The sequence below is a fragment of the Enterobacter vonholyi genome (assembly GCF_008364555.1).
Taxonomy (GTDB): Bacteria; Pseudomonadota; Gammaproteobacteria; order Enterobacterales; family Enterobacteriaceae; genus Enterobacter; species Enterobacter vonholyi.
Genome location: NZ_VTUC01000003.1, coordinates 192,246 through 206,153 on the forward strand (window position 1 = coordinate 192,246; position 13,908 = coordinate 206,153).

General features: G+C 55.5%; 14 protein-coding genes and 1 tRNA gene. 11 read left to right on the forward strand and 4 right to left on the reverse strand.

Features of this window, described 5'->3' with window-relative positions:
* Positions 1-23: 23 nt before the first annotated feature.
* Both F0319_RS05365 and F0319_RS05370 read right to left on the reverse strand, forming a co-directional pair.
* Positions 24-95 (reverse strand) — tRNA-Arg (locus tag F0319_RS05365).
* A gap of 75 nt (positions 96-170) precedes the next feature.
* Positions 171-1,100, reverse strand: a complete 930-nt coding sequence (locus F0319_RS05370) for a formate/nitrite transporter family protein (RefSeq protein ID WP_149366423.1) — start codon at positions 1,098-1,100, stop codon at positions 171-173.
* Between the two features lie 313 nt (positions 1,101-1,413).
* Here F0319_RS05370 and mlaA point away from each other — a divergent pair, with 313 nt between their 5' ends.
* Positions 1,414-2,166 (forward strand): phospholipid-binding lipoprotein MlaA, encoded by a 753-nt coding sequence (gene mlaA, locus F0319_RS05375; RefSeq protein WP_023336447.1) that lies wholly within the window; start codon positions 1,414-1,416, stop codon positions 2,164-2,166.
* Between the two features lie 44 nt (positions 2,167-2,210).
* Here the strand turns inward: mlaA and fadL are convergent, their stop codons facing one another.
* On the reverse strand, positions 2,211-3,494 hold the full coding sequence (gene fadL, locus F0319_RS05380) for a long-chain fatty acid transporter FadL (RefSeq protein WP_115875916.1): 1,284 nt from the start codon (positions 3,492-3,494) through the stop codon (positions 2,211-2,213).
* Between the two features lie 372 nt (positions 3,495-3,866).
* On the opposite strand from fadL, the gene F0319_RS05385 reads away from it, so the two are divergent.
* From F0319_RS05385 to sixA, 4 genes are all read left to right on the forward strand, one after another.
* Positions 3,867-4,151, forward strand: a complete 285-nt coding sequence (locus tag F0319_RS05385; protein WP_149366424.1) for a YfcZ/YiiS family protein — start codon at positions 3,867-3,869, stop codon at positions 4,149-4,151.
* 278 nt (positions 4,152-4,429) lie between these two features.
* Positions 4,430-5,740, forward strand: a complete 1,311-nt coding sequence (gene fadI, locus F0319_RS05390) for an acetyl-CoA C-acyltransferase FadI (protein WP_149366425.1) — start codon at positions 4,430-4,432, stop codon at positions 5,738-5,740.
* Complete coding sequence (gene fadJ, locus F0319_RS05395) at positions 5,740-7,887, forward strand: fatty acid oxidation complex subunit alpha FadJ (RefSeq protein ID WP_149366426.1); 2,148 nt, start codon at positions 5,740-5,742, stop codon at positions 7,885-7,887. The genes fadI and fadJ overlap by 1 nt, the downstream gene beginning before the upstream one ends.
* Positions 7,888-8,096: 209 nt before the next feature.
* Complete coding sequence (gene sixA, locus F0319_RS05400; protein WP_045330962.1) at positions 8,097-8,582, forward strand: phosphohistidine phosphatase SixA; 486 nt, start codon at positions 8,097-8,099, stop codon at positions 8,580-8,582.
* Between the two features lie 46 nt (positions 8,583-8,628).
* On the opposite strand, the gene smrB is transcribed toward sixA, so the two are convergent.
* On the reverse strand, positions 8,629-9,180 hold the full coding sequence (gene smrB, locus F0319_RS05405; RefSeq protein WP_149366427.1) for an endonuclease SmrB: 552 nt from the start codon (positions 9,178-9,180) through the stop codon (positions 8,629-8,631).
* 145 nt (positions 9,181-9,325) lie between these two features.
* Between smrB and prmB the strand changes: the two genes are divergently transcribed.
* The 6 genes from prmB to F0319_RS05435 are packed head-to-tail and all read left to right on the forward strand — an operon-like array spanning position 9,326 to position 13,877.
* Positions 9,326-10,258, forward strand: coding sequence for a 50S ribosomal protein L3 N(5)-glutamine methyltransferase (prmB, locus tag F0319_RS05410; protein WP_008502612.1), 933 nt, complete (start codon positions 9,326-9,328; stop codon positions 10,256-10,258).
* Positions 10,259-10,318: 60 nt separating this feature from the next.
* A complete protein-coding gene (aroC, locus tag F0319_RS05415) occupies positions 10,319-11,404 on the forward strand; it encodes a chorismate synthase (protein ID WP_149366428.1) in 1,086 nt (361 codons plus the stop codon).
* Between the two features lie 2 nt (positions 11,405-11,406).
* Entirely contained in the window at positions 11,407-12,231 is an 825-nt protein-coding gene (gene mepA / locus F0319_RS05420; protein ID WP_111965247.1) for a penicillin-insensitive murein endopeptidase, read from the forward strand.
* A complete protein-coding gene (locus F0319_RS05425) occupies positions 12,231-13,040 on the forward strand; it encodes a sulfite exporter TauE/SafE family protein (protein ID WP_045908744.1) in 810 nt (269 codons plus the stop codon). Before mepA ends, F0319_RS05425 begins: the two co-directional genes overlap by 1 nt.
* Positions 13,040-13,585: an elongation factor P hydroxylase gene (locus F0319_RS05430; RefSeq protein ID WP_149366429.1), complete on the forward strand. Its 546-nt coding sequence runs from the start codon at positions 13,040-13,042 to the stop codon at positions 13,583-13,585. The genes F0319_RS05425 and F0319_RS05430 overlap by 1 nt, the downstream gene beginning before the upstream one ends.
* A gap of 13 nt (positions 13,586-13,598) precedes the next feature.
* Complete coding sequence (locus F0319_RS05435; protein ID WP_048029667.1) at positions 13,599-13,877, forward strand: YfcL family protein; 279 nt, start codon at positions 13,599-13,601, stop codon at positions 13,875-13,877.
* The last annotated feature ends 31 nt before the right edge of the window (positions 13,878-13,908 follow it).

The following is a 13,908-nucleotide window of genomic DNA, read 5'->3' on the forward strand; positions in this document are numbered from 1 at the left end:
CAGAAATAAGCGGGAGGGTAAAGTGTCCCCTGCAGGAATCGAACCTGCAACTAGCCCTTAGGAGGGGCTCGTTATATCCATTTAACTAAGGGGACGAGGCGGCACGAGTATAGCCTTATTTACACTTTGCGTTAAGCGCATCGCCGCCTGACTGCTCAAAGAGTCACCATTCAGGTCGATTTTTTTGTCGATTTATCATCATTTTCCCGTGCCTTAAGCTCAGCTTTGCGTTTGTTTGACATGTCGTTACGGATTTGGGCATGGCTTAACAGCGCGAAGATAAACGTCCCGCCGCAGATGTTTCCCGCCAGCGTCGGAAGGGCAAACGGCCAGAAGAAATCGCTCCAGTGAAGCGTACCGTTGAAGACCAGATAGAGGATTTCAACGGTACCGACCACAATATGCGTAGTGTCCGCCAGCGCAATCAGCCAGGTCATCAGTACGATCACGACAATTTTGGCGCTGCCTGCTGAAGGGAACATCCACACCATCGTGGCGATAATCCAGCCGGAGATGATGGCATTCGAGAACATCTCGACCGGCGTGTTTTTCATTACATCCATGCCGATTTTTACAAACGCATCCCGTGTGGGTTCATCAAATATCGGCATATATTCAAACGCCCAGGCCGCGATGCCCGTGCCAATGATATTTCCCAGCAGGACCACGCCCCAGAGCCGAATCAATAAACCGAAATTCCCGAGTGTGGGGTTTTGCATCACCGGCAGAACCGCGGTCACCGTGTTTTCAGTAAATAGCTGCTGGCGGGCCATGATGACAATAATAAAGCCGAAGGTATAACCGAGGTTCTCGAGTAAAAAACCGCCGGGTACGCCCTCCAGCTGCACATGAAATATCCCTTTCGCAAGCAGAGATGCGCCCATTGAGAGCCCTGCAGCGATGGCTGACCAGAAGAGAGCCATCGCGTCGCGCTCCATCTCTTTTTCACCGTCCTGGCGGATATGCTCGTGAATGGCCATCGCGCGGGAAGGGAGGCGATCTTCATCAATTTCTATTTTCTCGCCGCGCGCTTTCTCCTCGCTTTCAATTTCAAGTTCCTCATTGCTCTCGCCAATTTTTTCTTCGCCCACTTCTTTCATATATGCTCCCGGAGATTGATCTTTCTGTTAAGCGTAGCGGCTTTTGCCGGGATGCCTGTGGGGATGCTCTTAAATTGGCAGCAATGACAACAAAGGTGATACATCTCTTTCAAAGACATTATAAAATTGCCAGCGAAACGAATTCTAAAAGCCAGGCTATGCTGAGATCAGAGTCACGGTGGTTACTGCCCGTAATTGTGCTCATAGACATCGGTAAACGTGCTGTTACAATCGCTTGCACGTTTACAGACGGAGCATCAGGCTCCGTTACGGATGGCAATCAACGATAGCCATACTGAACAGGGAGATATTTATGAAACTTCGGCTGTCGGCGCTTGCGCTGGGCGCGACGATGCTTGTGGGCTGCGCCAGCTCTGGGGAGCAAACGGGCCGCTCCGATCCTCTCGAAGGATTTAACCGCTCCATGTATAGCTTCAACTACAACGTGCTGGACCCGTATGTGGTTCGCCCGGTGGCAGTGGCATGGCGCGATTATGTTCCACAGCCCGCGCGTAACGGGTTAAGTAACTTTACCAGTAACCTCGAAGAGCCGGCGGTAATGGTGAACTATTTCCTGCAGGGCGACCCTTATCAGGGGATGGTCCACTTTACCCGCTTCTTCCTGAATTCCATTCTGGGGATGGGCGGCTTTATTGACGTCGCAGGCATGGCGAACCCGAAACTGCAGCGTGAACAGCCGCACCGTTTTGGTAGTACGCTGGGGCATTATGGTGTCGGTTACGGCCCTTACGTTCATCTGCCGTTCTATGGCAGCTTCACCGTGCGTGATGACGGCGGTGATATGGTCGATACGCTGTATCCGGTTCTGTCATGGCTGACCTGGCCGCTTTCGGTGGGTAAATGGACGGTAGAAGGGATTGAAACCCGCGCGCAATTGCTCGACTCTGATGGCCTGCTGCGCCAGTCTTCCGACCCGTACATTATGGTACGTGAAGCGTACTTCCAGAATCATGACTTTATTGCCAACGGCGGTAAGCTGAAGCCGGAAGAGAATCCAAACGCGAAGGCGATCGAAAACGAACTAAAAGATATCGATTCTGAGTAAATAAAAAAGGTGAGCAATGCTCACCTTTTTTGATTCTGTCGCGGTTAGAACGCGTAGTTGAAGTTCGTACCGAACAGCCAGGCTTTACCTTCAGAGGTAAACTCGTAAGGGCCTTCCTGGAACGTCACTTTCTGACCGTGCATATAAGATACGCCCGCATCGATGGATGCATTCTCGTTGAACGCATACGTCGCGCCCGCGCTTAACCAGAAACGGTCCTGATCCGGAATGGAAATGGAACGTTTGTCTGCCGGAACCGGGCTGTCGTCAAATGCGATACCGGAGCGGAAAGTCCAGTTTTTATCGTAGTAGTAGGTGGTACCCAACGCAATACGATAGGCGTCGTGGAAGCTTTCGTCCTTATAGAACAGCGTCTGGCCATTGGTTCCGGTCGCTTTCAGCTCCTGGAACTGGCTCCAGCTGGTATAGGCCAGGCTATAGTGGATAGCCCATTGCGGCGCAACACGGTTGTAACCGGACACTTCCCACATTTCTGGCAAATGCAGTGACAGTGAACCTGGAACGGTCTGGTTGGACGTTCCCCAAGGAATGGTTGTACCCGCACCAGGAACCAGGTTGTTCACAGGCGTCAGGATGCCGCTCTTGTAATCGCCGTCGAAGTCAATTTTCACTTCGGAACGATAGGTCAGGCCCCAACGGTTGTTTTTGTCCAGCTCGTACAGGATACCGGCGTTCCAGCCATAGCCCCATTCATCACCTTCAAGACTGGCAATTTTATTGCTGTTTTTAGGCAGGCGTGCAGTCTGTTCCCCGGAATAACGTTCGATTTTGGCATCGGCGTAGACGGCATCAAAGCCCAGACCAAAGCTCCAGTTATCGTTCAGGCGATACGCACCGCTCAGGTTGAGGTTCAGCGTAGTAAGGTCTGTTTTACCGCCGTATTCACCAGCCGGGTAGTTGTTATTGAACTCGGTAGCCAGGCCGTAGTTAGACGTTACGGATGCACCCCAGCCAAACTGTTCGTTAATAGGCGCAACGAAGTGCAGGTTGGGGATCCATGCTGTTGGGGCAATATTGTCCGCTTTAAGGCTCGCACCCGTATAAGGCGACTTGCCAGAAACGTTGACATCAGGGTCGATATAAACCGCACCGGCAGAGAAAGTCGGACGATCGAACATCATGATCAACGCGGGGTTACGACTCGCGTTACCCGCATCATCAGCAATAGCGCCTTCCCCGGAATACGCACGGCCAAGGCCAGAGGAAGAAAATTCGTTTAACTGAAAGCCCGCTGACCAGGCGGAAGTGGAGACGAGTGCCACTGCGACTGCCAGCGCAGTCTTGTTGAACAGGGTTTTCTGGCTCATGACCATAACCTCATTGAGTTATTTTTATTCAATAATTGTTACATACCGTAACAGGAGCGCGAAGTGTAGGGTCTGAGGTATGACAGACAAATCAGACCAGTGGCCAGAGTATAGGTCTGACCAGCCAGAATGTTGCAAGTTTGTTTATTAATATTTTCAAACATGTTTCGCGAAACGAGATCTGGTTGGCAAAATTGTGACCATCGCGACTCACCCAAAAGGGTGGTTTTTGTTCTGGATCATTTTTTAGTGTGATATTGGTCACTTATCCGTTTTTGCGCCATTAACGGCTGGAGAGAGCCCGCGCCGGGGCGTAAAATATCAGCATCGTGTTTATCTCGCGCGCTGCGCGAATACAGAGGAAATTGAGCTATGAGTAAATGCAGTGCTGATGAAACCCCGGTTTGCTGCTGTATGGATGTTGGGACCATCATGGACAACTCCGATTGCACCGCGTCTTACAGCCGTGTGTTCACTAACCGTGCCGAAGCGGAAGAGACCCTGGCCGCGCTGAGCAAGCGTGCGCGTGATGTTGAATCCGATCCGTGTGAAATCAAGTCGACCTTTACCGAAGTGGAAGGCGGCGTGAAGCTGGACATCGACTTTGTTTTCTCCTGCGAAGCAGAAACGCTGATTTTCCAGCTGGGTCTGCGTTAATTTCTGCGGCCTGATGCCCTCACCCCGACCCTCTCCCACGGGAGAGGGCGCAAACATTAAAAACGGTAACCGACGGGTTACCGTTTTGCTTTTACCTTTCGCACCCGGCAACAAACCGCACAAATGCCCCTGCCATGCAGGGGCATTTTCTTTTTCTTCTCTGTGTTTTAGCTCGCACTTTTTCGTTTCCCCGATTGGCTGAATGTAAAAAAATGGTTAAGACTATTATCAGGTCAGACCACTTTATGTTTGCGAAAAATTTTTTACAGGGGAGTGTTATGAGTCAGGCATTACCGCTAATTACCCGTCAGGGCGATCGCATTGCCATAGTTAGTGGATTGCGTACGCCATTTGCGCGTCAGGCAACGGCGTTTCATGGCATACCGGCCGTTGACCTGGGGAAAATGGTAGTGGGGGAGATGCTGGCTCGCAGTGAAATTCCGCCTGAGGTCATCGAGCAGCTGGTGTTCGGTCAGGTTGTGCAGATGCCTGAAGCTCCCAATATTGCGCGGGAAATCGTACTCGGTACCGGGATGAACGTGCATACCGATGCCTACAGCGTCAGCCGCGCCTGCGCAACCAGTTTCCAGGCCGTTGCTAACGTCGCCGAAAGCCTGATGGCGGGCACTATTCGCGCCGGAATTGCAGGTGGGGCAGACTCTTCTTCGGTGCTGCCGATTGGGGTCAGTAAAAAGCTGGCGCGTATCCTGGTCGATGCCAACAAAGCCCGTACAACGGGTCAAAAACTCAAACTCTTCTCGCGTTTACGTCTGCGCGACCTCATGCCTGTCCCCCCTGCCGTCGCGGAATACTCCACTGGCCTGCGCATGGGCGATACCGCCGAGCAGATGGCTAAAACCTACGGCATTACCCGTGAGCAGCAGGATGCGCTGGCGCATCGTTCACATCAGCTTGCGGCAAAAGCCTGGTCGGAAGGCAAGCTGACCGATGAGGTCATGACCGCCTATGTTCCCCCCTACCGTGAACCGCTTGCGGAAGATAACAATATTCGCGGCACCTCGACGCTGGAGGATTACGCAAAGCTGCGCCCGGCGTTTGACCGCAAGCACGGCACGGTGACGGCGGCGAACAGTACGCCGCTGACGGACGGGGCCGCCGCCGTGATCCTGATGACCGAATCCCGCGCGAAAGAGCTGGGCATCACTCCCCTGGGCTATTTACGCAGCTATGCCTTCACCGCCATTGATGTCTGGCAGGACATGTTGTTAGGTCCGGCATGGTCCACGCCGCTGGCGCTGGAGCGCGCGGGGCTGACGATGGCTGATTTAACCCTGATTGATATGCATGAAGCGTTTGCCGCGCAGACTCTGGCAAACGTTCAGCTACTGGCAAGCGAGCGTTTCGCGCGCGATGTGCTGGGCCGCGCCCATGCCACAGGCGAAGTGGATCAGAGTAAGTTCAACGTGCTGGGTGGTTCTATCGCCTACGGTCATCCGTTTGCCGCCACCGGTGCGCGAATGATCACGCAAACATTACATGAACTCCGTCGCCGCGGCGGCGGGTTTGGCCTCGTAACCGCCTGTGCGGCGGGTGGCCTTGGCGCAGCAATGGTTCTGGAGGCTGAATAATGGATATGCCATCTGCATTTAATCTGACGGTTCGCCTCGATAACGTGGCCGTTATCACTATTGATGTGCCTGATGAAAAGATGAATACACTGAAGGCCGAATTTGGTGTTCAGGTGCGCGCGATGCTAAAGCAGATCCGCGAAAACAAAGCCATTCGCGGCCTGGTGTTTATCTCAGCCAAACCCGACAACTTTATAGCCGGGGCGGATATCAACATGATCGACCGGGCGCAAAACGCACTGGAAGCCGAAGAACTGGCGCGTCAGGGCCAGCAGGTAATGTCGGAGATCAACAGCCTGCCGATCCCGGTTATCGCAGCGATCCACGGCGCCTGTCTGGGCGGTGGGCTTGAGCTGGCGCTGGCATGTCACAGCCGGATTTGTACTGACGATGCAAAAACCATTCTGGGCCTGCCGGAAGTGCAGCTGGGTCTGCTGCCTGGTTCTGGTGGAACGCAACGACTGCCGCGCCTCGTGGGCGTCAGCACGGCGCTGGAGATGATCTTAACCGGTAAACAGCTGCGCGCCCGTCAGGCGCTAAAAGCCGGTCTGGTCGATGACGTCGTGCCGCAGTCTATTTTACTGGAAGCCGCCGTCGAGCTTGCGCTGAAAGGGCGTCAGGCAAAACGTCCTTTGCCGGTACGCGAGCGCGTGCTGGCTGGCCCGCTGGGGAGAACGCTTCTGTTCAACATGGTGGGTAAAAAGACGGAACAAAAAACCAAAGGCAACTACCCGGCGGCAAAGCGGATCCTGGAAGTGATCGAAACCGGGCTGTCGCAGGGAAGCAGCAGCGGCTATGCCGCGGAGGCCAAAGCCTTCGGCGAACTGGCGATGACGCCGCAGTCACAGGCGCTGCGCAGCATCTTCTTCGCCAGCACAGACGTGAAAAAAGATCCCGGCAGCGAGGCTGAGCCTGCACCGCTGCGTGCCATTGGCGTACTGGGTGGGGGGCTCATGGGCGGCGGTATCTCTTTTGTTACCGCCAGCAAAGGCAAATTACCTGTACGTATCAAAGACATCAATCCGAAGGGTATCAACCACGCGCTGCAGTACAGCTGGCAGAACCTTGATCAAAAGGTGAAACGCCGCCATATCAAGGCAAGCGAGCGTGATAAAACCCTGGCGATGATCTCCGGTACGACGGATTACAGCGGTTTTGCGCACCGCGATCTGGTGATTGAAGCCGTGTTTGAAGATCTGGCGCTTAAGCAGCAGATGGTGGCAGACGTTGAGCAACATTGTGCTCCGCATACCATTTTTGCCTCCAATACGTCGTCATTACCGATTGGCGATATCGCGGCGAAAGCCGCGCGTCCGGAGCAGGTGATTGGGCTGCACTTCTTTAGCCCGGTCGAAAAAATGCCGCTGGTGGAAGTCATTCCACACGCGACGACCAGCCCGCAAACTGTTGCCACCGTGGTGAAGCTGGCGAAAAAACAGGGCAAAACCCCGATTGTAGTAGCGGACAAAGCTGGCTTCTACGTCAACCGCATTCTGGCTCCCTATATTAATGAAGCCATGCGGTTGCTGACGGAGGGCGAGAAGATCGAGCACGTCGACGAGGCGCTGGTAAAGTTTGGTTTCCCCGTAGGTCCAATCCAACTTTTGGATGAGGTGGGAATAGACACCGGCACTAAAATTATACCAGTGCTGGAAGCCGCATATGGCGATCGTTTCAGCCCACCTGCAAATATTGTTTCTGCGATTTTGAAGGACGATCGCAAAGGCAGAAAAAATGAACGCGGTTTCTATCTTTACGGCGCGAAAGGGCGTAAAAGCAGGAAACAGGTCGACCCTTCGGTTTATGGACTTATTACGACTTCTGGTCAGGGAAAACTCTCCGCCGTTCAGTGCGCTGAGCGCTGCGTGATGATGATGCTCAATGAAGCGGCGCGCTGCTTTGGTGAGCAGGCGATCAAGAGCGCGCGCGATGGCGACATTGGTGCGGTATTTGGCATTGGTTTCCCGCCGTTCCTTGGCGGCCCGTTCCGTTACATGGATACGCTCGGCGTGGGTGAAGTGGTTGCAATCCTGCAACGTCTGGCTTCGCAGTATGGTCCACGGTTTACACCGTGTGACCAATTATTGCAGATGGCGGAACGGGGCCAGACATTTTGGCCAGCAAGGGAAACTGTCCTCGTAAGCTGAGGTCAAAGAAGGGTAAATCCTGAGGTGAAGGAACCTGTTCTGGCGATTTTGTAAACAGAGATTGACTATACTTACGCCATTGAGGTAAAAAACAGCGTTTCATTCACCGAATGGATCAGGCACAATGCCCGGCCATCGGGTTTTCTACCTCACAGCATTTATCGCGGGTAGTTAACGCCGGTGATTCTGGTTAACAAAAGCGGTGCAATATGCAAGTTTTTATCATGCGTCACGGCGACGCGGCACTCGATGCCGCCAGTGACTCAGTACGTCCTTTGACCGTCTGTGGCTGCGACGAATCTCGTCTGATGGCGACCTGGCTTAACGGTCAAAAAGTGGACATCGAACGCGTTCTGGTGAGTCCGTTCCTGCGTGCAGAACAGACGCTGGACGTGGTAGGGGAGTGTATGAACCTACCATCCAGCGTGGATGTTCTCCCTGAACTCACCCCGTGTGGCGATGTAGGCCTTGTCAGCGCTTATCTTCAGGCGCTGTGCAATGAAGGTGTCGCTTCCGCACTGGTCATTTCCCACCTGCCACTGGTTGGCTATCTGGTATCTGAGCTTTGCCCTGGCGAGACCCCGCCTATGTTCACGACATCCGCTATTGCCAATGTTTCTCTCGACGAAACGGGCAAAGGTGTCTTCAACTGGCAAATGAGTCCGTGCAACCTGAAGATGGCAAAAGCGATCTGACGTGACGTGCGATATGGCGGGGTGCAATGTGCTTCCCGCCATTCTGTCAGGGCAACTCTGGCGGTTGCCACTCTTCCACTTCAATCAACACCAGCAACGCGGCATCTCCGCCGTACTCTTTCGGTGCCTGATGAAAAGCCATCACGTGCGGGTGCTGCGCCAGCCACAGGGGCGTCTGTTGCTTGAGAATATGTTTACCGTGGCCATGCATTACGCAGGCGCAAAAAACATGTTCGCGACGGCAGGCGGCAATCAATGCCCCCAACTCCTGTTTCGCCTGCATCTGCGTTAAGCCGTGGAGATCGAGAAACAGCTCCGGCGAATAATCCCCGCGGCGTAATTTTTTCAGCTCAAAATGGCTGACGTCTTCGCGTACATGCTTAACAGCCCCTTGCGTATTAAGCAGCGGCTGAAATTCATCTGAAAAATAGTGGCTGTTATCGGCCTGCTCCTGCAGCAGGCGTTTGACCGGTATTTCGCTGATTTTTTTACGCTGCGGGCGATGAACGATGGTGTCCTGCGCGATCTTACGCGTCCCGGTCATCAGCTGTCGGAAGAGCGCCTGATCCTCCTCACTGAGCGATGTTTTCTTTTTCATTCGTCATTCTCATCTCGTATTTCCGATAGTGTACCCGACTAAACGCATTTTTTAACCTCAAGCGGTACGCGTCATTGCTGATTTATCGCCGTCTTCATGGCAAACTAGCCGCCGAAAATTATGCGAGCATGCCCTGGAGGAAAGAGTGGATAAAATATTTGTCGATGAAGCAGTAAACGAGCTGCATACCATACAGGACATGTTGCGCTGGTCGGTTAGCCGCTTCAGCGCCGCCAATATCTGGTACGGTCACGGTACCGATAACCCTTGGGATGAAGCCGTGCAGCTGGTGCTGCCGTCCCTCTACCTGCCGCTGGATATCCCGGAAGACATGCGCACCGCGCGCCTGACCTCCAGCGAAAAACACCGCATCGTTGAGCGCGTGATCCGCCGCGTGAACGAGCGTATTCCGGTCGCCTATCTGACCAACAAAGCCTGGTTCTGCGGCCACGAGTTCTATGTCGATGAACGCGTGCTGGTGCCGCGTTCCCCGATTGGCGAGCTGATTAACAATCACTTTGAAGGCCTGATCGGCCATCAGCCGCAGCACATTCTCGATATGTGTACCGGGAGCGGCTGTATCGCGATTGCCTGCGCTTACGCCTTCCCGGAAGCGGAAGTGGACGCGGTTGATATCTCCACCGACGCGCTGGCCGTGACCGAGCACAACATCGAAGAGCACGGCCTGATCCATCACGTTACGCCAATTCGCTCCGATCTGTTCCGCGACCTGCCGACGCTGCAGTACGATCTGATCGTCACCAACCCGCCGTACGTCGATGCGGAAGACATGTCCGATCTGCCGAACGAATACCGCCACGAGCCGGAGCTGGGTCTGGCGTCTGGCTCTGACGGCCTGAAGCTGACCCGCCGCATTCTGGCCTGCGCGCCGGATTATCTGACCGACGACGGCGTTCTGATTTGTGAAGTGGGCAACAGCATGGTACATCTGATAGAGCAGTACCCGGATGTGCCGTTCACCTGGCTTGAGTTCGACAACGGCGGTGACGGCGTCTTTATGCTGACCAAAGCGCAGCTGCTCGACGCGCGCGAACACTTCAGCATCTATAAAGATTAATCCAGCGGGCTTCGGCCCGTTTCACAACGCTCAAACACAAACAACAACATCGGAGCCGTGATGGCAGGAAACACTATTGGACAGTTATTCCGCGTGACCACCTTTGGCGAGTCACACGGGCTGGCGCTGGGCTGTATCGTTGATGGCGTACCGCCAGGCATCGAACTGACCGAAGCCGATTTACAGCACGACCTCGACCGTCGTCGTCCGGGCACCTCTCGCTACACCACGCAGCGCCGCGAGCCGGACCAGGTCAAAATTCTCTCCGGCGTCTTTGAAGGCCGCACCACCGGCACCAGCATTGGTCTGCTGATTGAAAACACCGATCAGCGCTCCCAGGACTACGGCGCCATCAAAGACGTGTTCCGTCCGGGCCATGCCGACTATACCTACGAACAAAAGTACGGGTTCCGCGACTATCGCGGCGGCGGACGCTCTTCCGCCCGTGAAACCGCAATGCGCGTGGCGGCTGGCGCCATTGCCAAAAAATACCTGCAGCAGAAATTTGGCATCGTTATCCGCGGCTGTCTGACCCAGATGGGCGAGATTCCGCTGGCGATCAAAGACTGGGATCTGGTCGAGCAAAACCCGTTCTTCTGTGCCGATGCCGACAAGCTGGACGCGCTGGACGAACTGATGCGCGGCCTGAAAAAAGAGGGCGACTCCATCGGGGCGAAAGTGACCGTGGTGGCCGACGGCGTTCCGCCAGGCTGGGGCGAACCGGTATTTGACCGTCTCGACGCCGACATCGCCCACGCGCTGATGAGCATCAACGCGGTAAAGGGCGTAGAGATTGGCGACGGTTTTGACGTGGTATCCCTGCGCGGCAGCCAGAACCGCGACGAAATCACGAAAGCGGGCTTCCAGAGCAACCACGCGGGCGGCATCCTGGGCGGGATCAGCAGCGGGCAGCAGATTGTTGCCAACATCGCGCTGAAGCCAACCTCCAGCATTACCGTGCCGGGCCACACGATTAACCGCGATGGCGAAGAAGTTGAGATGATCACCAAAGGACGTCACGATCCGTGCGTGGGGATCCGCGCGGTGCCGATCGCAGAGGCGATGCTGGCGATCGTGCTGATGGATCACTTCCTGCGCCAGCGCGCGCAGAATGCGGATGTGACGACCACCATTCCACGCTGGTAAACATGAAAAAAACCGCAATTGCTCTGCTGGCGCTGCTTGCCAGTGGAGCCAGTCTGGCCGCCACACCGTGGCAAAAAATCACCCATCCGGTGGCGGGGAGCGCGCAGTCGATCGGCGCCTTTTCCAACGGCTGTATCGTGGGCGCGCAGGAACTTCCGCTGCAATCGGATACCTATCAGGTGATGCGTACCGATCAGCGTCGTTACTTCGGCCACCCGGATCTGGTGCTGTTCATTCAGCGGCTGGGAAACCAGGTTCATAACCTGGGGCTGGGCACGATGCTGATCGGCGATATGGGGATGCCTGCCGGCGGTCGTTTTAACGGTGGACACGCCAGTCACCAGACCGGACTGGATGTTGATATCTTCCTGCAGCTGCCGAAAGCCCGCTGGACCGCCGCCCAACTGCTGAAACCGCAGGCGCTGGATCTGGTGGCGAGCGACGGCAAGCGCGTTGTGCCGTCCCTGTGGACGCGGGACGTATCCAGCATGATCAAGCTGGCGGCAGAAGATAACGACGTCACGCGGATTTTCGTTAACCCGGCCATCAAGCAGCAGCTCTGCCTGGATGCCGGAACCGATCGTGACTGGCTGCGCAAAGTGCGGCCGTGGTTCCAGCATCGTGCGCACATGCACGTTCGTCTGCGCTGCCCGGCGAATAGCCTGGAATGTGAAGATCAGCCGCTACCTCCGCCGGGCGATGGCTGCGGTGCGGAACTGCAAAGCTGGTTTGAACCGGCAAAACCTGGAACCTCTAAGCCTGAGAAGAAGACACCGCCTCCGCTGCCGCCTTCCTGCCAGGCGCTACTGGATGAGCATGTACTTTAATGGATAATTTCGTCGATCTGTTTATGGTGTCACCGCTGCTGCTGGTGGTGCTGTTCTTTGTGGCCATGCTGGCCGGTTTTATTGATGCCCTTGCGGGCGGCGGCGGGTTATTAACCGTACCCGCGCTGCTGGCGGCGGGCATGAGCCCGGCGCAGGCGCTTGCCACCAACAAGCTTCAGGCCTGCGGCGGCTCGCTCTCGGCGTCGCTCTATTTTATCCGCCGCAAGGTGGTGAGCCTGGCCGATCAGAAGCTCAATATCCTGATGACCTTTATTGGTTCCACGTCCGGCGCGCTGCTGGTGCAGCACGTGCAGTCGGATATTTTGCGCCAGATCCTGCCGGTTCTGGTTATCTGCATCGGTCTCTACTTCCTGCTGATGCCAAAACTCGGCGAGGAAGACCGCCAGCGTCGTCTTCACGGCCTGCCGTTTGCCCTGATTGCCGGGGGCTGCGTCGGCTTTTACGACGGTTTCTTCGGCCCGGGGGCAGGCTCGTTTTACGCGCTGGCGTTCGTGACGCTAGCCGGGTTTAACCTCGCCAAGTCGACCGCCCATGCCAAAGTGCTCAACGCCACCTCGAACCTCGGCGGCCTGCTGCTGTTTATCATTGGCGGCAAGGTTATCTGGGCAACCGGGTTTGTGATGATGGCAGGGCAGTTCCTGGGCGCGCGCGCGGGCTCGCGCCTGGTATTAAGCAAAGGGCAAAAACTGATTCGCCCGATGATCGTCATCGTCTCGGCCGTGATGAGCGCCAAACTACTTTATGACAGCCATGGACAGGAGATCCTCACCTGGTTGGGGATGCACTAATGTACAGTACGCATAAATACGAACAGCTGATTGAGATTTTCGACGGCTGTTTTGCTGACGATTTTAATACCCGTCTGATTAAAGGCGACGACGAACCGATCTATCTTCCTGCAGATGACGAGGTTCCGTATAACCGCATCGTCTTTGCCCACGGCTTTTACGCCAGCGGCTTGCACGAGATTTCGCACTGGTGCATCGCCGGAAAAGCGCGGCGCGAGCTGGTAGACTTTGGTTACTGGTACTGCCCGGACGGACGTGACGCCGCGACGCAGGGGCAGTTTGAAGATGTGGAAGTCAAACCGCAGGCGCTGGAATGGCTGTTCTGCGTCGCGGCGGGTTTCCCGTTCAACGTCAGCTGCGATAACCTCGAAGGCGACTTCGAGCCAGACCGTATCGTCTTCCAGCGCCGCGTGCATGCGCAGGTGATGGAATATCTTGAGAAAGGCATCCCGGAACGTCCGGCGCGCCTGATCGAGGCCTTACAGAATTATTACCACACGCCGGCGATCGCGGCGGAATGCTTCCCTTGGCCGGAAGATCTTTAACAGAGGAAAGAAGATGATCGCAGAATTTGAATCACGCATTCTGGCGTTAATTGATGACATGGTGGAACACGCCAGCGATGATGAGCTGTTCGCCAGCGGTTATCTGCGTGGTCACCTGACGCTCGCGGTAGCCGAGCTTGAAGCGGGGGACGATCACTCTGCCGACGCCGTTCACGAAGAAGTGACCCGCAGCCTGGAGAAAGCCATTCAGGCCGGGGAACTCTCTCCGCGCGACCAGTCTCTGGTGCTGGGCATGTGGGACAACCTGTTCCAGCAGGCAAAAGCGAAGTAAGTGTTTCACCACCCTCTCCCTGTGGGAGAGG